The sequence below is a fragment of the Dactylosporangium sp. CS-033363 genome (assembly GCF_050942475.1).
Classification (GTDB): domain Bacteria; phylum Actinomycetota; class Actinomycetes; order Mycobacteriales; family Micromonosporaceae; genus Dactylosporangium.
This window is the reverse complement of sequence record NZ_CP192032.1, coordinates 8,872,336-8,892,841: the sequence shown is the minus strand read 5'-3', so window position 1 is coordinate 8,892,841 and position 20,506 is coordinate 8,872,336. Positions and strand designations below refer to the sequence as shown.

20 protein-coding genes and 1 tRNA gene are annotated in these 20,506 nt (G+C 71.8%); 14 read left to right on the top strand and 7 right to left on the bottom strand.

Annotation, left to right across the window (positions count from 1 at the left end; genetic code table 11):
- The first annotated feature begins 19 nt into the window (after positions 1-19).
- The 7 genes from ACQPZ4_RS40895 to ACQPZ4_RS40865 are packed head-to-tail and all read left to right on the top strand — an operon-like array spanning position 20 to position 6,749.
- Positions 20-643 (top strand): TetR/AcrR family transcriptional regulator, encoded by a 624-nt coding sequence (locus ACQPZ4_RS40895; RefSeq protein WP_433048667.1) that lies wholly within the window; start codon positions 20-22, stop codon positions 641-643.
- Between the two features lie 29 nt (positions 644-672).
- Positions 673-1,311 carry a TetR/AcrR family transcriptional regulator gene (locus ACQPZ4_RS40890; protein ID WP_433048664.1) on the top strand — a complete coding sequence of 213 codons (639 nt, stop codon included), beginning with the start codon at positions 673-675 and terminating at the stop codon, positions 1,309-1,311.
- 1 nt (position 1,312) lies between these two features.
- Positions 1,313-3,094 (top strand): bifunctional metallophosphatase/5'-nucleotidase, encoded by a 1,782-nt coding sequence (locus ACQPZ4_RS40885; RefSeq protein ID WP_433048661.1) that lies wholly within the window; start codon positions 1,313-1,315, stop codon positions 3,092-3,094.
- Positions 3,095-3,129: 35 nt separating this feature from the next.
- Positions 3,130-4,116 (top strand): aldo/keto reductase, encoded by a 987-nt coding sequence (locus ACQPZ4_RS40880; RefSeq protein WP_433048658.1) that lies wholly within the window; start codon positions 3,130-3,132, stop codon positions 4,114-4,116.
- Positions 4,113-5,207, top strand: coding sequence for a carboxylate-amine ligase (locus tag ACQPZ4_RS40875; protein WP_433048655.1), 1,095 nt, complete (start codon positions 4,113-4,115; stop codon positions 5,205-5,207). The genes ACQPZ4_RS40880 and ACQPZ4_RS40875 overlap by 4 nt, the downstream gene beginning before the upstream one ends.
- 13 nt (positions 5,208-5,220) lie before the next feature.
- Positions 5,221-5,832, top strand: a complete 612-nt coding sequence (locus ACQPZ4_RS40870; RefSeq protein ID WP_433048652.1) for an HAD family hydrolase — start codon at positions 5,221-5,223, stop codon at positions 5,830-5,832.
- The gene (locus ACQPZ4_RS40865) at positions 5,829-6,749 is read left to right on the top strand and encodes a TAXI family TRAP transporter solute-binding subunit (protein ID WP_433048649.1); all 921 of its coding nucleotides are present in this window, start codon (positions 5,829-5,831) and stop codon (positions 6,747-6,749) included. Before ACQPZ4_RS40870 ends, ACQPZ4_RS40865 begins: the two co-directional genes overlap by 4 nt.
- On the opposite strand, the gene ACQPZ4_RS40860 is transcribed toward ACQPZ4_RS40865, so the two are convergent.
- From ACQPZ4_RS40860 to ACQPZ4_RS40850, 3 genes are read right to left on the bottom strand one after another with little or no spacing between them, the layout of a single operon-like run.
- The gene (locus ACQPZ4_RS40860; RefSeq protein ID WP_433048646.1) at positions 6,746-7,306 is read right to left on the bottom strand and encodes a TIGR03086 family metal-binding protein; all 561 of its coding nucleotides are present in this window, start codon (positions 7,304-7,306) and stop codon (positions 6,746-6,748) included. The genes ACQPZ4_RS40865 and ACQPZ4_RS40860 overlap by 4 nt on opposite strands.
- A gap of 55 nt (positions 7,307-7,361) precedes the next feature.
- Complete coding sequence (locus tag ACQPZ4_RS40855; RefSeq protein WP_433048644.1) at positions 7,362-8,738, bottom strand: ATP-binding protein; 1,377 nt, start codon at positions 8,736-8,738, stop codon at positions 7,362-7,364.
- On the bottom strand, positions 8,735-9,400 hold the full coding sequence (locus ACQPZ4_RS40850) for a response regulator transcription factor (protein WP_433048641.1): 666 nt from the start codon (positions 9,398-9,400) through the stop codon (positions 8,735-8,737). Before ACQPZ4_RS40850 ends, ACQPZ4_RS40855 begins: the two co-directional genes overlap by 4 nt.
- 250 nt (positions 9,401-9,650) lie before the next feature.
- Here ACQPZ4_RS40850 and ACQPZ4_RS40845 point away from each other — a divergent pair, with 250 nt between their 5' ends.
- Entirely contained in the window at positions 9,651-10,091 is a 441-nt protein-coding gene (locus ACQPZ4_RS40845) for a hypothetical protein (protein ID WP_433048638.1), read from the top strand.
- Positions 10,092-10,093: 2 nt separating this feature from the next.
- Here ACQPZ4_RS40845 and ACQPZ4_RS40840 read toward each other — a convergent pair whose 3' ends face one another.
- From ACQPZ4_RS40840 to ACQPZ4_RS40830, 3 genes are all read right to left on the bottom strand, one after another.
- Positions 10,094-12,139 (bottom strand): hypothetical protein, encoded by a 2,046-nt coding sequence (locus ACQPZ4_RS40840; protein WP_433048636.1) that lies wholly within the window; start codon positions 12,137-12,139, stop codon positions 10,094-10,096.
- 78 nt (positions 12,140-12,217) lie between these two features.
- Positions 12,218-13,081, bottom strand: coding sequence for a hypothetical protein (locus ACQPZ4_RS40835; protein ID WP_433048633.1), 864 nt, complete (start codon positions 13,079-13,081; stop codon positions 12,218-12,220).
- Between the two features lie 6 nt (positions 13,082-13,087).
- Complete coding sequence (locus ACQPZ4_RS40830; protein WP_433048630.1) at positions 13,088-14,359, bottom strand: sensor domain-containing phosphodiesterase; 1,272 nt, start codon at positions 14,357-14,359, stop codon at positions 13,088-13,090.
- A gap of 67 nt (positions 14,360-14,426) precedes the next feature.
- On the opposite strand from ACQPZ4_RS40830, the gene ACQPZ4_RS40825 reads away from it, so the two are divergent.
- Complete coding sequence (locus ACQPZ4_RS40825) at positions 14,427-15,242, top strand: spermidine synthase (RefSeq protein ID WP_433048627.1); 816 nt, start codon at positions 14,427-14,429, stop codon at positions 15,240-15,242.
- 86 nt (positions 15,243-15,328) lie between these two features.
- Here the strand turns inward: ACQPZ4_RS40825 and ACQPZ4_RS40820 are convergent.
- Positions 15,329-15,405 (bottom strand) — tRNA-Leu (locus tag ACQPZ4_RS40820).
- 109 nt (positions 15,406-15,514) lie between these two features.
- Between ACQPZ4_RS40820 and ACQPZ4_RS40815 the strand changes: the two genes are divergently transcribed.
- From ACQPZ4_RS40815 to ACQPZ4_RS40795, 5 genes are all read left to right on the top strand, one after another.
- Entirely contained in the window at positions 15,515-16,102 is a 588-nt protein-coding gene (locus tag ACQPZ4_RS40815) for an ANTAR domain-containing response regulator (protein ID WP_433048624.1), read from the top strand.
- A 171-nt stretch (positions 16,103-16,273) separates the two neighbouring features.
- Positions 16,274-17,548, top strand: coding sequence for an ABC transporter permease subunit (locus tag ACQPZ4_RS40810; protein WP_433066893.1), 1,275 nt, complete (start codon positions 16,274-16,276; stop codon positions 17,546-17,548).
- Between the two features lie 10 nt (positions 17,549-17,558).
- On the top strand, positions 17,559-18,557 hold the full coding sequence (locus ACQPZ4_RS40805) for a branched-chain amino acid ABC transporter permease (protein WP_433048621.1): 999 nt from the start codon (positions 17,559-17,561) through the stop codon (positions 18,555-18,557).
- Positions 18,547-19,524 (top strand): ABC transporter ATP-binding protein, encoded by a 978-nt coding sequence (locus ACQPZ4_RS40800; RefSeq protein ID WP_433048618.1) that lies wholly within the window; start codon positions 18,547-18,549, stop codon positions 19,522-19,524. Before ACQPZ4_RS40805 ends, ACQPZ4_RS40800 begins: the two co-directional genes overlap by 11 nt.
- Positions 19,521-20,327 (top strand): ABC transporter ATP-binding protein, encoded by an 807-nt coding sequence (locus ACQPZ4_RS40795; RefSeq protein ID WP_433048615.1) that lies wholly within the window; start codon positions 19,521-19,523, stop codon positions 20,325-20,327. Before ACQPZ4_RS40800 ends, ACQPZ4_RS40795 begins: the two co-directional genes overlap by 4 nt.
- Positions 20,328-20,506: the final 179 nt, after the last annotated feature.

The window sequence follows — 20,506 nt, the reverse complement described above, 5'->3', positions numbered from 1 at the left end:
AGTTTCTAGGATCGTACTCATGGTCCGTCCCCGAACGCCACTGCTGAACCGCGACCGCATCGTCGAGGTCGCCACCGCGATCGTGGACGCGGAGGGGCTCGACGCCCTGTCGACCCGGCGCCTGGCCCGCGAGCTGGGCGTGCAGGCGCCGTCGCTGTACAACCACTTCTCCACCAAGGAGGAGATCGTCGACGCGATCGGCGACGCCATCGTGGCTGGTGTCGACCTGTCGATGCTCGGCCGCGACCCGTGGCCGGCCGCGCTGCGGTCCTGGGCCCGCGCCTACCGGGCGGCGTTCCGCGCGCACCCGAACGTCGTGCCGTTCCTGGCCCGCGGCCCGGCCCGGCGCCCGGCGTCGCTGCGGCTGGCCGACGCGGTCTACGGGGCGCTGGTCGACGCGGGCTGGCCGCCGGCCCAGGCGACCCGGATCGGGGCGGCCATGCGGTACTTCGTGGCCGGCTCCGCCCTGGGCTCGTTCGCGCTCGGGTTCGTGGACGACCCGTCGCTGTACGCGGCCGACTATCCGCACCTGCGCGACGCCCACCGGCTGGCCGGGCGGCACGCCGAGGTCGACGACGGCGCCTTCGAGCTCGGCCTGAACGCGCTCGTGGACGGGCTGGAGCGCAAGTTCGAGGCGTTTTAAAAAGCGAGCGTTCGCTTTATTATCGGAGCATGCCCCGCGTCTCGGAAGCCCACCTCGCCGCCCGCCGCGAGCAGATCCTCGCGGCCGCCGCCCGCTGCTTCCTGCGCAACGGGTTCCACCAGACGTCGATGCAGGACGTGATCAAGGAGGCCGGGCTCAGCGTCGGGGCGTTCTACCGGTACTTCAACAGTAAGGCCGAACTCATCCACGCGATCGCCGAGGAAAAAGTCGGCAGCATCCTCACCACCCTGGAGCAGCTGCTCGCGCAGGAGCCGCCGCCGGCCATGGCCGAGGTGTTCGAGCAGCTGATCGGCCAGGTCGACCGCAACCTGGAGGCGGACGGGCCGGTCCGCATCGCGGTGCAGGTCTGGGGCGAGGCCGCCTACGACCCCGCGTTCGCCGACCTCGTCGGGCACATCTACGGCAGCATCCGCGACCGCGCCACCGCCCTCGTCACGCGCGTGCGCGACGCCGGGATGCTCGCGCCGGAGACCGACCCGGTCTCGGTGGCCGCCGCCATGGTCGGGCTCGTCCAGGGCTACGTCATCCAACGCGTGCTGGCCGGGCGGGTCGACAAGGAGGTCTATCTGTCCGGCATCCGGTCATTGATCGGGGACTATGGTGCTCGGGACGCCCACGAGGCGGACCGACCACCATGGAAGGCGTGACATGACCAACCTCACCCGGCGCGGGGTCCTCGCGGCCGCGGCGGCCGCGGCGGCGGCGCCGTTCGTCGCCGGCTCGGCGGCGCAGGCGCACCCGAACCAGCCGAAGACCTGGGACCTGACCCTGCTGGGCACCTCCGACACCCACGGGAACGTCTACAACTGGGACTACTACCGCGACGCGGAGTACGACGACAGCGCCCACAACGATGTCGGTCTGGCCAAGGTGGCGACCGTCGTCAACGGCATCCGGGCCGAGCGCCGCGGCAAGGCGACGCTCGTGCTCGACGCCGGCGACACCATCCAGGGCACCCCGCTCGCGACGTACTACGCCAAGCAGGAGCCGATCACCACCACCCACGAGCGGCACCCGATGGCCCGGGCGATGAACGTCATCCGGTACGACGCGGTGACCCTGGGCAACCACGAGTTCAACTACGGCCTGCCGCTGCTCGACCTGTGGATCCGCCAGCTCGGCTTCCCGGCCCTGGCCGCGAACGCGGTGAACGCCAGGAGCGGGCGACCGGCGTTCACGCCGTACGTCATCAAGAAGGTCGACCTGGGCCGCGGCGCGCCGAACCTGCGCGTCGGCATCCTCGGCCTGACCAACCCCGGCGTGGCCATCTGGGACCGGGCCAACGTCGAGGGCAAGCTGCGCTTCGAGGACATGGTCGCGACGGCCGCGAAGTACGTGCCGGAGATGCGCCGCCGCGGGGCCGACATCGTGCTGATCAGCGCCCACGGCGGCGACAGCGGCACCTCCAGCTACGGCCCCGAACTGCCCAACGAGAACCCGTCGGCGCTGATCGCGGCGCAGGTGCCGGGCATTGACGCGATCCTGTTCGGCCATGCCCACAACGACATCCCGCAGCGGTTCGTCACCAACACCGCCACCGGCGCGCAGGTGCTGCTGTCGGAGCCGTCGAAGTGGGGCCAGCGGGTCACCCGGATGGACTTCACGCTCACCCGCGAGCGGGGCTGCTGGCAGATCACCACCAAGGCGGCGACCACGATCAACACCAACGCGTACGCGGCCGACCCGGTCGTCCTGGCGGCGGTGAAGGAGCAGCACAACACGACCGTCGCCTACGTCAACCAGGCGGTGGCGACGTCGACCCAGGAGCTGTCGGCGGCCGAGTCGCGGTACAGGGACACGCCGATCCTGGACTACATCAACAAGGTCCAGACCGACACCGTGGCCGCGGCCCTGGCCGGTGGGCAGTACGCGGCGCTGCCGGTGCTGTCGATCGCCGCGCCGTTCTCGCGGACCGCGCTGTTCCCGGCCGGCCAGGTGAAGATCAAGGACGTCGCCGGCCTGTACATCTACGACAACACCCTCGAGGCGGTCGTGCTCAGCGGGGCCGAGGTGCGCGCCTACCTGGAGTACTCGGCGAAGTACTTCGTCACCCTCGCCCCGGGCGCGCCCGCCGACCCGGCGAGCATCTCCGACCCCGCCGTGCCGGACTACAACTACGACACGATGTCCGGCGTGGAGTACGACATCGACATCTCGAAGCCGGTCGGGCAGCGCATCACGCGGCTCGTGCACCCCGGCACCGACACCCCGGTCGGCGCCGCCGAGCAGTTCGTCGTCGCGGTGAACAACTACCGGCGCTCCGGCGGCGGGAACTTCCCCGGGATCGTCAAGACGCAGGTGTACAACGCGCAGCAGGAGATCCGCCAGCTGCTCATCGACTGGGCCCAGGCCAAGGGCGCGATCGACCCCGCGGACTTCTTCAGCCTCAACTGGAGGCTGGTTCGCGAGGGGACTCCCGTGTTCCCGTAGGGCGGCTTGATCCGGTGCGCCTTAGGCTGTTCCTCATGCAGGAGAGGACTTTGGGGCGCACCGGCGTCCCCGTCGGCGTGGTCGGACTCGGCGCGTGGCAGCTCGGCGCCGACTGGGGCCAGGTCGACGAGGACGACGCGCTCGCGACCCTGGCCGCCGCGCACGAGGCCGGCGTCACCTTCATCGACACCGCCGACGTCTACGGCGACGGGCGCAGCGAGCGCATCGTCGGGCAGTTCGTCCGCTCGCTGCCCGCGGGCCGCACGGTCACCGTGGCCACCAAGATGGGCCGGCGGGTGCCGCAGGAGCCGGCCAACTACAACCCCGGCAACTTCCGCGCCTGGAACGACCGCTCGCGGGAGAACCTCGGCGTCGACACCCTCGACCTGGTCCAGCTGCACTGCCCGCCGACCCCCGTCTACCACTCCGACGCCGTCTTCGACTCCCTCGACGAGATGGTCGAGGAAGGACGGTTCCGCTCGTACGGCGTGAGCGTCGAAACCGCCGCCGAGGCCCTCGCCGCGATCGCCCGGCCCAACGTGGCCAGCGTGCAGATCATCTTCAACATGCTGCGGCTCAAGCCGCTCGACGAGGTGCTGCCGGCGGCCGAGAAGGCCGGGGTCGGCATCATCGCCCGGGTCCCGCTGGCCAGCGGGCTGCTCTCGGGGCGGTACGACGAGCACACCACCTTCGGCGCCGACGACCACCGGACCTACAACCGGCACGGCGAGGCGTTCGACCAGGGCGAGACGTTCTCCGGCGTCGACTACGGCACCGGCCTCGCCGCGGTGCGCCGGCTCGCCGCGCTCAAGCCCGCGGGCGCCACGATGAGCCAGTTCGCGCTGCGCTGGATCATCGACCACCCGGCCGTCTCCGTCGTCATCCCCGGCGCCCGCAACGGCGCGCAGGCCCGCGGCAACGCCGAGGCGGCCGCGCTCGCGCCGCTGCCGGAGCAGACCCACGCCGCGGTGGCCGAGGTCTACGACGAGCTGGTGCGGAAGTCGGTGCACGAGCGGTGGTGAGCGACGGGGACACCACCGGGGTCGGTGTCGGAGACACCATCGGCGTGGAGGAGGAGTTCCACGTCGTCAACGGCGACACCGGCAACCTGGAGCCGGCCGCCCGCCGGGTCCTGCGCCGCGCCGACGCCGAGCCGGAGCTGCACCGCTCGATGGTGGAGACCGCGAGCGCGGTGCAGACGGACCTGACCGCGCTGCGGGCCGACCTGCTGGAGAAGCGCCGCTCGCTGGTCGACGCGGCCGGGCACCACGGGCTGGCCATCGTCGCGGCCGGGACCGTGCCCGGTTCCGGGAGCACGCCCAGCCGGGTGTACCCGAACGAGCGGTACGAGCGGATGGCCCAGGAGTATCGCCAGCTCGTCGACGAGCAGCAGGTCGCCGCGTGCCAGGTGCAGGTCGGGGTGCCCGACAAGGACCTGGCCGTGCGGATCACCCGGCGGATCCGGGAGTGGCTGCCGACGCTGCTGGCGCTGAGCGTGTCCTCGCCGTACTTCGCCGGCCAGGACACCGGCTACGCGTCCTACCGCACCATCGTCACCTCGCGCTGGCCCACCGTCGGGCCGCCGCCGGACCTGGACTCGGCCGCGCAGTACGACCGGGTGGTGGAGACGCTCGTGGAGAGCGGCGTGATCAGCGACGCCGGGATGGTGTACTTCGACGCCCGCCCCTCGGCCCGCTACCCGACCGTCGAGGTCCGGGTGGCCGACTCCTGCCCCGACCTCGACGACGTGATCCTGCTCGCCTCGCTGGCCCGCGGCCTGGTCACGATCGCGGCCGAGGAGGACGCGGCGGGCCGGCCGCTGCCCGAGGCGCCCCAGGTGCTGCTGCGCGCGGCCACCTGGCGGGCCGCCCGGTCCGGGCTCGGCGGGCACCTCGTGGACCCGTCGACGCGCAGCGCGGTCCCGGCCGGCGTGCGCATCGACGCGCTCATGCACCACGTCCGCCCGGCGCTGGAGGCCCGCGACGAGTGGGACACCGCGCTGGACCTGCTGGCCGCCCTGCGCGCCCGCGGCACCTCGGCCCACCGGCAGCGCAAGCAGGAGTCGCACCGCGAGGTGGCCCTCGCCCTGGCCGCCGAGACGGCCAAGGGGTGACTACCCTCGGGGCATGACGCACAGGGGTCTGCTGGTGGACTGGGGCGGCGTGCTCACCACCGACGTGTTCGCGTCCTTCGACGCGTTCTGCGCGCGGGAGGGGCTGCCGCCCGGGACCGTCCGGGAGCTGTTCCGCACCGATCCCCGGGCCCGGGAGCTGCTGGCCGGCCTGGAGGACGGCACCCTGCCCGAGGCCGGGTTCGAGGCCGGGTTCGCGGCCCTGCTCGGCCCGGGCATCGCCGCCGAGGGCCTCGTCCCGCGGCTCATGGGCGAGGCCGGCGACGACGTGGCGATGCTCGACTTCGTGCGGGCCGCGCGCGCCGCCGGCATCCGCACCGGGCTCATCTCGAACTCGTGGGGCGTGGACCGGTACGACCGGGCCCTGCTCGCCGAGCTCTTCGACGGCGTCGTCATCTCCGGCGAGGTCGGCGTGCGCAAGCCCGCCCCCGAGATCTACGCGCTGGGCGCCGAGGCGGTCGGCCTGCCGCCCGCCGACTGCGTCTACGTCGACGACCTGCCCGGCAACCTCAAGCCCGCCCGGGCCCTGGGCATGTTCACCCTGCACCACAAGGGCGCGGCCGAGACGATCCGCACGCTCCGGCCGCTCCTGGGGCTCCCGGCGTGAGACGCCGGGCGCTGCTGGGGCTGGCGGCGGTACCGTTCGCGGCGCCGCTGCTGGCCGCGTGCGAGTCGGACGGCGCCGAGGCGACCGGCGACCTGCGCATCGCCACCGGCAGCCCGGGTGCCGTCTACTACCGCTACGGCACCGCGATCGCCGAGCTGTGCAAGCGGTACCTCCCGAACGTCCACGCCAGCGTCCTGACCACGGCCGCCTCGCAGATCAACGTGCAGAACGTGCTCGACGGTACCGCCGACGTGGCCTTCACCCAGGCCGACATCGCCGCCGGCAGCGAGGGCAAGCAGCTCGCCGCCCTGGCCCGCCTCTACGACGACCACATCCACGTCGTCGTCGCGGCCGCCGGCGGCATCGCCCACCTGCGCGACCTGCACGGCCGCCGGGTCTCCGTCGGCGGCGTGGGCTCCGGCACCGCGGTGACGGCCGACCGCGTCCTGGAGGTCTCCGCGGTCACCATCGACCGCGTCCAGCTCGGCCTCGACGACTCGGTGAAAGCCCTGCGCGACGGCGCGATCGAGGCGTTCTTCTTCTCCGGCGGCCTCCCGGTCGCGGCCATCGCCGACCTGGCCCGCGAGTACCCGATCCGGCTGCTCCCCCTGGAGGAGTCGGTCCAGCTGCTGCGCGCCCGCTACGGCGACTACTACGCGGAACGGGTGGTGCCGGCCTCGACGTACACGGGCATCACGGCCACGGTGGCGATCGGCATCGCCAACTACCTCGTCGTGCGCATGTCGATGAGCGAGCCCCTGGCGTACGGCGTGACCCGGCTGCTGTTCGAGGGGCGCGACGAACTGGCCAAGGCCCACCAGGCGGCGGCGCGGCTCAACATCCGCTCGGCCATCTCGACCCCGCCGCTGCCGCTGCACCCCGGCGCGATCCGGTACTACCGCGCGCAGAAGGCCTAGGGTTCCCTTCCGAAGCGCCGCAGCAGCCGCTCCTGCCCGTCCCCGACGGGTGTCTTCGGTGGCGCGAAGAAGTTTTCGAGGCCGGACATGTTGGCGTAGGTCCGTTCCAGGCTCGCGGCGGCCCACGTCACCAGGTCGGGATCGAGGGTCTCGTCTCCGCCGGCCGCACGGGCCAGGTCCCAGGTGTGGACGAGGGAGTCGGTGGTCCGGACAGCGAGCAACTGGGCCGCGGGCGCCGGGCCGAGCGGGTAGTCGAGCACCCGGCAGAGCGCGCCAGGTGCGCGGAAGGCCTGCGCACACTCGCGGACGGATTCTTGGTACGCGACGACCGGGTCATTCCCGAGCGCGTCCTCGTCGCGCAGGCGCACGAAGCCGGCCGCGGTGCCGCCGCGCAGCAGCGCCACGTAGCTCAGGTTCCCGCGGGCCATGTGGTTGACCAGCGCGCGGACGTCCCATTCGCTGCACGGGGTCGGCGCGGTCCACTGCTCCGGCCGCACGGCGCACAGGACGGCGGCGAAGCCGGCGCTCGCCCGCTCGTAGCGCTCGGGCAGGTCCATGGGTCCAGCATGGCGGTACACCCGGGATGGACGCTGGCGGGAAACGGACCTTGCGCTACAGCGAGGCCGGGAACCAGACGCGGGCGTGCAGGCCCGACGGCTCGTTGGGGAGGAGGTCGAAGCGGCCGCCCGAGGCGTCGACCAGGACCGCGACGATCGGCAGGCCCAGGCCGCTGCCGTCGACGTTCTGGGCGTCCGGGGCGCGCCAGAAGCGTTCCATGGCCAGCTCGCGCTGCTGGTCGGTGAGGCCCGGGCCGTTGTCGATCACGTGGAGGGCCACGCCGTCGTCGTCGGCGCCGGGGCGTACCGTCACCGTGGTTCCTGGCCCCGAGAACTTGACCGCGTTGTCGATCAGGGCGTCCAGCGCCTGGTCGATCGCGTTGCGCACGGCGCGGGCGCGCAGGGGGCGGGCCGGGCGGACGTACCGCAGCGTGATGTCCTTCTTCGCCGCCACCGGCTGCCAGGCCAGCACCCGGGCCCAGGCGGTCTCGCCCGCGTCGAAGTCGGTGAGGTCGAACTTGCCGCGCTCGGCGCGGGCCAGCGCGAGGAGGCTGTCGAGGACCTCGCCGAAGCGCTCGGTCTCCTCCACGGCGAGCCGGTGGCCCTCGATCGCCTGCGGGTCGGTGAGCTCGAGGCCGAGGTCCTCGACGCGCAGCCGGAGCGCGGTGAGCGGGTTGCGCAGCTGGTGGCTCGCGTGCGAGACGAACGCGCGCTGCCGCTCCAGGGAGTCGGCGACGGTGGCCGCCATCTCGTTGAAGGCGCTGCCGAGGCGGCGCAGCTCCGGGGGGCCGTCCGCGGCCGGTACCCGCACCGTGAGATCCCCCGCCGCCAGCTCGTGCGCGGCCGCGTCCAGCTCGGCGACCGGGCGCAGCGTCCAGCGCGCCAGGGACCAGGCGGCGACGATGCCGGCGAAGAGCACGATGAGCCCGCCGCCGGCCAGGATGCCCCAGGCGCTGCCGACGCCGTTGGCGTTGCTGCGGGTCGGGGAGATGGTCACGACCGCCCCGATCACCTCGCCGCCGCGGCCGACCGGGACGGCGACCACGAGCGGTTCGGTCCGCCACGGCCAGATGGTGCCGTCCTCGCTGGCCTCCCGGCCCTCCAGCGCGCGGCGGGCCTGGCGCAGCACGGCCTCGTCGGCCAGGCGCAGGTCCGGGCGGGAGCCGACGACCTGGTGGGCGTCCTGGTCGACGACGACCGCGGCCACCCCGTACACGTCGTCGTAGCGGGTCAGCTCGGCCGCCAGCTCGGCGGTGTCGGTGTCGCGCAGGGCGGGTTCGGCCAGGGTGGCGAAGCGCGTGGCGTCGGCCAGCCGGTCGGCGACCAGGCGCTGGGTGTCGCGGCCGGCGAGGGAGATCGCCAGCGGTACCTCCAGGGCCGCCAGCACCAGCAGCAGCAGGACGAGGTAGACCGCGCCGAGCCGGACCCTCATGGCGCGAGGCGGTACCCGACGCCGCGGACGGTCTGCACGAGCCCGGGCACGTCCAGTTTGGCCCGCAGCGAGCCGACGTGGACGTCCAGGGTGTGCCGGCCCACGAAGCTGGTCTGCCAGACGGCGAGGATCAGCCGGTCGTAGGACACCACGACGCCGGGCGTGCGGGCCAGCACGGCCAGGATCTCGAACTCCTTGCGGGTCAGGGCCACGTCCCGGCCGGCCGCGACGACCCGGCGGGCGGCCACGTCGACGGTGACCGGGCCGGCGGTGAGCACCTCGCTGGGCGGCGGCGCGGCCCGGGCGGCCCGGCGCAGGACGGCCTCGATGCGCGCGTTGAGCTCGGCCATCGAGTACGGCTTCACGACGTAGTCGTCGGCCCCGGTCTGCAGGCCGATGACCCGGTCGCGCTCCTCGGCGCGGGCGGTGACGGCGATGATCGCCACGCCCTCGTCCTTGCGCCGCAGGGTGCGGCAGACGTCGATGCCGTCGCCGTCGGGGAGATTGAGGTCGAGCAGGATCAGGTCGAACGGCTCGCCCGCGAACGTGTCGAGGGCGGACCCGGCGGTCGGGCAGTGCACCACCTCGTGGCCGCGCCGGCGCAGAGCCGTGGCCAGGGCGGCCGCCACCCGTGCGTCGTCTTCCACCAGCATCACCCGCATCGTGCGCCCATGGTACGGGAGGCTCACCTTCAAGAGTTCGTCAAGGAACCCGCCCTGCCTCTCCCGCGCGTGGCCCGCCGTTTGCCACGGTGTCAGCGTGGACATCGTGTCGAGCGGCGAGCGTTACCGAGCCTCGACCGTCGCCGCGTTCGAGGCGGCCGTGCTGGTGCGATGTACGGGGGTGTGTGGAGGAGGAGGCCGTGCCCGGGCGCTGGGGGGCACCCGGGCACGATCTTCTCGCGACGGGCTGGTGGCCGAGTTCAACCGGGGCGCCGCCGCCGAGCGCCTCGCCGAGCTGTTGAACGCGGCCGGCCGTACGGCGAGTGTGCACCGCTTCACCGCCGGTAACCGCCACCGGTACGAGATCTTCCGGGTCTTCGCCGAGCCGGAGACCCCCGCCTTCCTCGACCGCGCCTGGGCCCAGGGCTACGCCGACCTCTGCGGCGTCCCGGCCGAGCCGCGCTCGACCCGCCAGGTCCGGCACTCCCGGCAGCTGGCCGAGGCCGCGTGGCGCGGGGTGCTCATGGTCTCCGGGCCGGCCCGCAGCGGCTCGCCGGGCCTGCGCGTCGCCGACCTCGACACGGCGGCCGTGCTGATCCGCGCCGGGCGCATGATGGCGCTGCCGGTGCGGATGTCGACCCGCCCGGGCGGCCAGCTCCTGCTGGTCATGCCCGCGACAAGCGCCGCCTAGATCTACAGCCGCGTCGCGCTGAAGATCATCGCTGTCATGACCACCCCGCCGGTACCGGCATTGGCCAGCACCAGCCGCGGGCTCAACGACGTGAAGGGGTTCTGCTTGTCCACGAACGTCGCCTTGCGGTTGCCCGTCGAGTAGGCGGTCAGCTCCACCCCGCCGTCGCCCGTCGGCTTGCAGGTCACCTGCAGCGGCGTCGAGGCGGTCGTGGGCGGCCCGGCGTTCTTCGGCTTGGCCGACGCGGCCACCTTCGGGTGCTGGTCCCCGGCGTGCTTGTAGATCTCGATGATCCCGTCCGCGGTGACCTCGAAGCTGTAGCCGTTGGCCAGGTTCGCCCCGTCGTAGCAGCCGGCCCCGATGCGCGCCCCGCCGGCCGACTTGCCGATCGCCGCGAACTCCAGGTCGATGTTGAACCCGGCGCCCGGCACGCTGAGCCGCTGCTCCGGCCCGGGGGCGATGCAGCGCACGTTGGGCTGCTCGGCGGTGATCCGCAGCGCGTCCGGCACCTCGATCTTGCACCCGCCGGCCGGGCCCCACGCCGCCTTCTGCTGCAGCGCGGCGACCGTCCTGGTGCCCTTGAGCGGCCACGGCCCGACCGAGCCGAGCCAGCACGCGATCACCGGCTTGGCCCGCCACGCCTCGTCCAGCCCGGGCGGGAGGAGCGGCTTCTCCAAGGGCAGGAACGACTGCCCGAATGGTACGCCCAGATAGTCGCCGTACGACTGCTCGCACATCGCCCGCGTCGCGGTGTCCACCGCCTTGGCGCCCGGATCGACCGTGAAGGGCAGGTGCCCCACGAACGTGACCTCGCCGACGTGCGCGGCGTTGCACTGCGCGACGTACCGCAGCTGGGAGGAGCCGCCGATCCAGTCGAAGCACTCGCCGGCCTTGAGGTCGAACTCGCCCCCGGCGTAGCTGTCGGCCGCGGCGGTGGCGGGCGCGGCGAGGGCCTGCGCGATCCGGTCGCCGTCGGCGTAGTCGGCCACCGGCAGCCCGTCGGCGAACAGCTGGCGCAGCGACGGGGAGAGGCCCTCGACCGACAGCTTGGTGTCGTGGACCGCCTGCCGGTGCGTCGGGGACAGCCCGGCCACCACGACGACGTGGCCGTTCTCGGTGCGCAGGTAGTACTCGAAGCCGTACCAGTGCCCGGCCCCCACCGCGCCGAGGGGCAGCACGACGGCGACGGCGAGGGTGGCGTACCCCGTGACGATGCCCCAGGCCCGCCCGACCGATGCCGCCGTGACGGCCGCGGCCACCCCGAGGACCCCGCCGAGGAGCGCGATGGCGCCGGCGGGGGACAGTACCGCGGCCAGGGGCTCGGCCACGAGGAAGCCCAGCAGCCCGCCGGCCCGCGAGGCGCCGCCGTCCATGATGTCCGGGTTGCCGCGCACCAGGTGCAGCAGCCCGAGGACGGCCACGACGATGCCGGTGGCCCGGGTCAGAGCCCGCTCGCGCACGAACTGCAGCGTGGCGGTGCCGAGATTGGCCAGCTCGGCGCCCCGCCACAGCCGCCGGTCGGCGACCGGGACGAGCAGGATGCGCCAGGGCCACGGCTCGCGGGGCAGGCGGGGGAGCGGCCAGGCGAGCAGGAGGGGCAGGACGGGCAGGGCGAAGGCGGCGTACCCGAACAGGAACGAGGTCGCCTTCAGCGCCACGTCGTGCACGGGCACCCGCGGCACCCAGAGCAGCGCGGCGAGGACCAGCGCGACGGCGACGGAGGCGCTCAGCCGTACCCAGGAAGGGCGTCGTTTTTCGGTTTTGTGCGGTTGTGTGATGTCACCGGTGACCAGGCTGCGCCGTGGGCGGCGGTGGGCGCCCCATTCGGCGGCCGCGGCGCCCTCCCAGCCGGTCAGGGCGGCGCGCACCTCGTCGGCCGCGGCCAGCGCGAGCAGCAGCGCGACGACCAGGGTCAGGGCGAGCCGCCAGGCCGGGGGCAGCGGCGCGAAGCCGAGCAGCGTGGACAGGCCCAGGGTCGCCCCGGTCGCGAGGACCAGCACGGCGACCGCGGGGAGAGCGGCGCGGGCCCGCCGACCGGCCTCGGACATGGCTGGGAGCATGGCACCAGGCGTCACATCGTCGCAACCGGGCTAAAGCTGCCTTAAAACTTCTGTCGTACCCGAGGCCTACATTTGCGTGTGGCCGGCCGCGCAGGCATCGATGACCGGCTTGAACGCGGCGATCTCGGCGTCGGTGATCTTCAGCTCGGTGTAGAGGGGCTCGCCGCCGTCCAGGCTGACCCACGCCGGGAACACGTACGGCTTCTTGATCTCGGCGAGGGCGTGCGGGGTGCAGCGCTCGCCGTCGACCACGATCGGGATCTTCAGCTCGTCGGTGCCGGGCGGGAGCACGCCGTATGGCTTCGGGGTCTGCTCCCGCAGCGGCGTGGGCAGGACCTCCAGCAGGATCGAGCCGACGAACTCGCGCAGCTCGATGGTGCCCTTGAAGCCGGTGCGCTTCACGATCACCGTGCCGTCGACCCAGCCGCTGGGCAGGTGCGTCCACGGGCCGAAGGTGAGGGTCGCCTGGCGGTCGAGGTACGCCTGCTGGCAGTCGATGCCGAGCAGCTTGTCGAGCATCGGGTTGGGATCGGCCAGGGGAACGTCCACATTGTGGGTTTTGTTGTCCTCGGTCAGGATCCGCAGGCTGACTTTGGAGCCTGCGGCGTGCGGCTTGAGGTCGTCGCCTTGGCAGATCCCGGTGCCGTACGAGACCGGCACGTCAACCTGCAGCCCGCCCGGTGGAAGCCAGGCGTCGGCTTTGACTGGTTCTGTCCCCTTGAAGGAGGGGGCCTTCAGCTCGACCTGTTGCACGACGAGCTTCGCCGGCCCGTCGTTGTGCATGGAGATCTGCACCGTGTGCCGGACCTCGTCCACGCGGCCCTGGGTCAGCTCCACGCGGAGCTTGAAGCCGGGTGTTTGCGCCGGTTTGGGGGAGCTGCAGGCGCCCAGCGCGGCCACCAGGACGAGCCCCGCCGCGATGCGCCTCATGAACGCCTATGTTGGCACAATCCACTGCAGCAGCGCACGGGCCGCGTCCAGGACCAGGTCCCGGTCGTACGTCAGCGCGTACGTGAACCGCCGCTGCTCCTCGGGCCCGGTGTCGGCCAGGTCCCGGGCCACCAGGGCGCCCGCGAAGTGCGGCCCCACCACGATGACGTTCCACTCGCCGCGCAGCGGGTCGTCGCTCGCCAGCGCGATCCCGCGCACCCCTTCGACCGGGGCGCCCGGCAGGTCCGTCGCCAGCACCGTGACCAGAGCCGCGTCGCGGGCGAGGGCGGTGTACCGGCGGGCGGTCGCGGGCGTGAAGTGGCGCGCGTCCTGGAACGAGGCCAGCAGCATCGGCGGCTCGGTGGGGTCCTGCGCCTTGGCCTCGAGATAGTGGCTGAGCGGGAGCAGCATCCGCTTGGTCGCCTCGGCGGTGGGCCGGCGCGCGGCCACGATCTCGTACGGCGTGCGCCCGCCGGAAGGGGCGGGCCCGACCACGAACGGCACGGTCGACGAGCCGTGCCGGCTGCGCACGTCGGGCGGCAGCGGCCCGGGCCGGTCGAACAGCCAGCCCTGCCCGAGCGTGGCCCCCATGCCGAGCGCCGCGTCGAGGTGCTCGCGGGTCTCGATGCCCTCGGCGAGCAGCGCCGCGCCGGCCCGCTCGGCGTAGGCGACGACGGCGTTGACGACGCGGGCCGCGTACCCGCCGGCGGGGTGCTGGGTCAGGTGCCGGTCGAGCTTGATGACGTCGGGGTGGACGAACGGCATCACCGACAGCGACGCCGGCTCGGCGCCGACGTCGTCGAGGGCCACGCCCCACCCGGCCGCGCGGCAGCTCTCGGCCGCGGTCAGCAGGGCCGAGGGGTCGGCGCCGATGGCCCGCTCGGTCATCTCGACCACGACCCGCAGCCGCAGCTGGGCGTCGAGGATGGTCGGGGCCAGGTCCGGCGGGCACGGCACCCCGAGCGCGGCGGGCTCGGCGTTGACGAACAGCGTCAGCCCGAACGGCAGCCCGGCGTCCAGCGCCGCCCGGTACGCGGTGGCCCGGCAGACCCAGTCGAGCTCGGCCAGCCGTCCGCGCCCGGCGGCCGCCTCGAACAGCGGCACCGGCTCCTCCCACGGCGTGCCGGCCGGGCCGCGGGTCAGCGCCTCGTAGCCGACGGTCTCGTGCCGCCGGTGGTTCCAGGAGTCGAGCCGGACGATGGGCTGGAAGACGGTGGTGACCGCGCGGGCGTCGACGACGTCGTCGACCGAGCGGATGATGGTGGTGGCGCCCTCCATGTCCTGCGATTCGGCCCGAGGTGCCGTCAGCTGAGGGTTTCGCCGGTTCGGGTAGCGTTGTGCCCCAATGGGAAGCTGGCGGGAGATCATCGACGGGATCGCCGAGAACGGGGACTACGGCGCGGCCCGCCTGGTGCGCGACCCCCGCCGCAAGGGCGGGTGGACCCTGCTGGTCGAGGAGGTCCAGCAGTCCTACGTGGACGTGCAGGACCCGACGCACCTGTACTTCGAGTACACCCGCAGGCTCGGCTCGATCGTCGACGAGGCGTTCCCGGAAGGCGCGCCGATCCGCGTGCTGCACCTGGGCGGCGGCGCGTTCACGATGCCGCGGTACGTGGCGGCGACCCGGCCGGGCTCGACCCAGCTGGTGATCGAGCGGGACCGCAAGCTCGCCGCGTTCGTCCAGCGGATCCTGCCGCTGCCCCCGGACGCCGGCATCGACCTGCGCTTCGGCGACGCCCGCGCGACCGTGACGGACCTGGAGCCGGGCGCGTGGGACCTCATCATCGGCGACGTCTACGACGCGGCCCAGATGCCGGAGAGCGTCTCGGACGTGGTGTTCGTGGCCTCGGTGGCGCGGCTGCTGGCGCCCGGCGGGGTGTACGCCCTCAACGTGGCCGACCTGGCCCCGCTGGCCTTCTCCCGGGCCCAGGGGGCGACGCTGCGCACGGCCTTCGGCGACGTGGCCCTGATCGTGCGGCCGGAGCTGCTGCGCGGGCGGCGGTTCGGCAACGTGGTCTTCGCGGCGGCGGTGGAGCCGGACACACTGCCGATCGCGAAGCTGGCCGCGGTGGCCGGCCGGGACCGGCAACCGGCCCAGGTCGTGACGGGTGCGGGGCTCGATCTGCTGACCGAGGGGGCCGATCCGGTGCGCCTGGATTGAGGCGTATCGGGCTGTGCGTGGCCGTGGTGGTTACACCGGCCCAGACGTGTCCGGCGTCACGTTCTCCTGGGAGAAGTGTGCCGATTTGGTGCCCCGGGTGGGATTCGAACCCACACTGTCGGAGGTTTGAGCTCCGTTCCTCTGCCGATTGGGATACCGGGACGAGTACGCCGCACTAGGGTACCCACTACTCTGATCGCGACGGTAACCGCCGTCGGACGCGTTCGGATCGGATTCGGGAGAGGCTTGTGGCCGAGGCACAGAGCCGTCGGGTGCTCATCGCGGAAGATGAGGCGCTCATCCGTCTCGACCTGCGGGAGATGCTCGTCGAGGAGGGCTACGACGTCGTCGGCGAGGCCGGCGACGGCGAGACGGCTGTCCGGCTGGCCGAGGAGCTCAAGCCCGACCTGGTCATCCTGGACATCAAGATGCCGATCATGGACGGGCTGGCCGCGGCGGAGAAGATCGCCGGGGGCCGGATCGCGCCGGTCGTCATCCTGACCGCGTTCAGCCAGCGCGACCTCGTCGAGCGGGCGCGGGCGGCGGGCGCCATGGCGTACCTCGTGAAGCCGTTCCAGAAGAGCGACCTCGTGCCGGCGGTGGAGATCGCCGTGTCGCGGTACGCGGAGCTGTCGGTGCTCGAGTCCGAGGTGGCCACGCTGACCGACCGGCTCGAGACCCGCAAGGTCGTCGAGCGGGCCAAGGGACAGCTCATGGCGACGTACGGCATGAACGAGCCGCAGGCCTTCAAATGGATTCAGCGCACCGCGATGGACCATCGTATGACGATGCGGGAAGTGGCCGATCGGATCATTGCCGAGACGGCCGGCGGAAACAGCGCCGTAACGGCTGAGTCCTGACCTTTTACCTGCGCACGGCGTGTATCGCGGCAGCTTGCTCGACATCGAATAACGGCTTGGTAACGGCCCGCAAATGGCTTTCGGGCCGGGCTATGATCCGCCAGTCCCGAGGCTCGGGATCACAGCCGGTAACCGTTGATTCGAGGAGCACCATTGCGTAGAGCCGTGATCATGCTCACGGCCTTCCTGGCCTGCGTGATGCTCTCCTTCGGCGTGGGCGCCACAAGCGCCTGGGCCGAGGGCGAGGCACTGCAGGGAACGCTGAAGAACGGCGACGCCCCCGTCGCCGGGATCAAGATCAAGGCGTTCACCCAGGACGGCGCGCCCGTAGGCGAAGCGACCTCAGACGCTCAGGGCAAGTGGAGTATCCCGGTCCCGGGCCCCGGCACCTACCGGGTCGACCTCGATCAGAGCTCCCTGCCGTCGGGCGTCACCGTGACCAACAACCGCCCCAGCCTGACGCCCCAGGTGGCCGACGGGCAGGCCCGCAACGTGCTGTTCCCGCTCGGTGGAGCGGGCGCCGCGGGCGGGCAGAACCAACCCAATGCCCCGGCGGCGCCGTCGAGCTTCGACCGGTACGCCGACCTGCTGTACACCGGAATCCACTTCGCGCTCATCATCGCCCTGGCCGCGCTCGGCGTCTCGCTGATCTTCGGCACCACCGGGCTGACCAACTTCGCCCACGGCGAGCTGGTGACCTTCGGCGCGCTGATCACGTTCCTGTTCAACGTGACCATCGGCCTCCCGCTGATCCTGTCCGGCCTGATCGCCGTCATCATCGGCGGCCTCGTCGGCTACACGCAGGACCGCGCGTTCTGGGGCTGGCTGCGCAGGCGGCGCACCAACATGGTGACCACGATGATCATCTCGATCGGCCTGTCGCTCGCGGTGCGGTACATCTTCCTGTACTTCTTCGGCGGCGAGACCCGCGCCTTCTCCGAGTACAACGCGCAGCCCGGCGAGCACTACGGCCCGTTCACCATCGCGCCGAAGAACCTCGTCTGCGACGTGATCGCCATCCTGGCCATCGTCGGCGTCTCCTGGGCGCTGCTGGGCACCCGGCTGGGCAAGGCGACCCGCGCGGTCGCCGACAACCCGGCCCTGGCCGCGGCCTCCGGCATCAACGTGGACCGCATCATCCGGCTGGTCTGGACGATGGGCGGCGGCCTGGCCGCGCTCGCCGGCGTGATCCTGGGCGCCTACCAGAACGTCGGCTACCAGATGGGCTTCCAGATCCTGCTGCTGGTCTTCGCGGCGGTCACGCTGGGCGGCTTCGGCACCGCCTGGGGCGCCCTCGTCGGCAGCCTCGTGATCGGCCTGTTCGTGCAGCTGTCGACGCTGTTCATCCCGTCGGAGCTCAAGACCGTGGGCGCGCTGGGCGTACTGATCGTGATCCTGCTCTTCCGGCCTCAGGGCATCCTGGGCCGCCGGACGCGGATCGGCTGAGGGGGACACGATGAACTGGCACTCCATCTTCAGCGTCTCGCTGGAAGCGATCATCGGGTCCACCACTATTGCTTACGCGCTCGCGGCGATCGGCCTCAACGTCCACTTCGGCTACACTGGCCTGCTCAACTTCGGGCAGTCGGCGTTCCTGGGCGTGGGCGCGTACGGCATCGCGATCACGGTCTCCACGTTCGGCCTGCCGTTCTTCCTCGGCGTGGCGATCGGCCTGGCCGCCTCGATCATCCTGGCGCTGCTGCTCGGTATCCCGACGCTGCGCCTGCGCGCGGACTATCTGGCCATCGTCACGATCGCCGCGGCCGAGATCATCCGGCTCATCTACCGCGCGACCGACCTGCGCAAGTGGACCGGCGCCTCGGACGGCCTGCAGGGCTTCTCGCAGGACTTCTACGACCTGAGCCCGTTCCAGGGCAGCAAGGGTCTCAACATCGCCGACCTGATCACGTTCACCGACCGTGAGCTGTGGGTCCTGCTCGTCGGCTGGACCCTGGTGGCGCTGTCCTGCCTCGTCGTGTGGCTGCTCATGAAGAGCCCCTGGGGCCGCGTGCTCAAGGCCATCCGCGAGGACGAGGACGCCGTGCGCAGCCTCGGCAAGAACGTCTTCTCGTACAAGATGCAGTCGCTCGTCCTGGGCGGCGTCATCGGCTGCCTCGGCGGCTTCGTGTTCTCCCTCGACCGCGCCGCGGTGCAGCCCGACACGTGGGGCACGGAGTTCACGTTCTTCGCGTACACCATCGTCATCCTCGGCGGTGCGGCCCGGGTCTTCGGCCCGGTCATCGGCGCCGCGATCTTCTGGGTGCTGCTGGTCTTCGTCGACTCGACGCTGTCCGAGGCGATCAACAACAAGGACATCCCGTCCTGGCTGATCAGCACCAACCAGGCCGGCTCGGTGCGGTACATCCTGGTCGGCATCGGCCTGATCCTGATGCTGATCTACCGCCCGCAGGGCATCTTCGGCGACAAGAGGGAGGTCATGCTCGATGTCCGCTGAGCCCATCCAGGCCACCGGCACGGCCAAGGAGCGCGCGACGGCGGCCCTGGCCGGCGTCGACTGCGAGCCGGGCGTACCCAAGCCCGACCCGATCCTGATCGCCGACAACGTGGTGCGCCGCTTCGGCGGCCTCACCGCGGTCGACGTCAAGCACGTGGAGATCCAGCGCGGCTCGATCACGGCCCTCATCGGGCCCAACGGGGCCGGCAAGACCACGTTCTTCAACCTCCTCACCGGCTTCGACGTGCCGGACGAGGGTTCGTGGACGTTCAACGGCAAGAGCCTTTCCGGGGTACCCGCACACAAGGTCGCCCGGCAGGGCATGGTCCGCACCTTCCAGCTCACCAAGGCCCTGTCGAAGCTCAAGGTCATCGACAACATGCGGCTGGGCGCCACCGGGCAGAAGGGCGAGAGCTTCTGGAGCGCCCTGATCCCGAGCCTGTACAAGCAGCAGGAGGCCGAGATCACCGCGCGCGCGGAGGATCTGCTGACCCGCTTCAAGCTCATCGCCAAGAGGGACGACTTCGCCGGCAGCCTCTCCGGCGGCCAGCGCAAGCTGCTGGAGATGGCGCGGGCGCTCATGGTCCAGCCCGACATGGTCATGCTCGACGAGCCGATGGCCGGCGTGAACCCGGCCCTGACGCAGTCGCTGCTCGGTCACGTCAAGCAGCTGCGCGAGGACGGCATGACCGTGCTGTTCGTCGAGCACGACATGGACATGGTCCACGACATCAGCGACTGGATCATCGTCATGGGGCAGGGCGGCGTGATCGCCGAGGGCACCCCGGACAAGGTCATGGCCGACCCGCGCGTGATCGACGCCTACCTGGGCGCGCACCACGACGGGGCGGTCAAGACCGTCGGCGGCGAGGAGGTCGACGCCGGCGAGCTCGCCTCGGGCGACGACGTGGCGCTCATCCCGGCCGTCGACGAGCTCGAGCGCGAGGATGGAAAGGATCGGCCATGACCGTCACCCCTGAGCTTCCCGACGAAGCTTCTCCGGTCAACAACGAGATCATCGACCGGACCGAGCACCTCGAAAAAGCCGACGGTGCGGTACTGCGCGCGGACGACGTCACGGCCGGCTACCTGCCGGGCGTGAACATCCTCAACGGCGCCGACCTCTACGTGCACGACGGCGAGCTGGTGGGCATCATCGGCCCGAACGGCGCCGGCAAGTCGACGCTGCTCAAGGCCATGTTCGGTCTGGTCAACATCCGCTCCGGCGAGGTCACGCTGCGGGGCGAGAAGATCACCAACATGAAGGCGCACGGCCTGGTCGAGCGGGGCATCGGGTTCGTGCCGCAGACGAACAACGTCTTCGCGGCGCTGACCATCGAGGAGAACCTGCAGATGGGCACGTTCCTGCGGCCCAAGCGGTTCAAGGAGCGCTTCGACTTCGTCACCCAGCTCTTCCCGACCCTGGCCGAGCGGCGCAAGCAGCGGGCCGGTCTCATGTCGGGCGGCGAGCGGCAGATGGTGGCGATGGCCCGGGCGCTCATGATGGAGCCGACGGTCCTGCTGCTGGACGAGCCGTCGGCGGGCCTCTCGCCGGCGCTGCAGGACGAGGTGTTCTTCCGGACCAAGCAGATCAACTCGACCGGCGTGACGGTCGTGATGGTTGAGCAGAACGCGCGGCGGTGCCTGCAGATCTGCGACCGCGGGTACGTGCTGGACCAGGGGCGCAACGCCTACACGGCCTCGGGCGAGGGACTCATCAACGACCCGCGGGTCATCGAGTTGTACCTCGGGACGCTTGCCCGCGCCTGAGCCGCTTATTGCAATCCCCCGTCGCCCTCCTGGGCGGCGGGGGATTTCTTCGTCCTTTTACAAGCGTTTTACAACTCCTGGCTTGCGGTATTCCCAGGTTTATTAGCGGCTTATTGTTCCGTAGGCGGAACTTTCTCGTTCCGAGGTCGGAACGGCCCCCGGTCCAGGCGCGCGAAAAG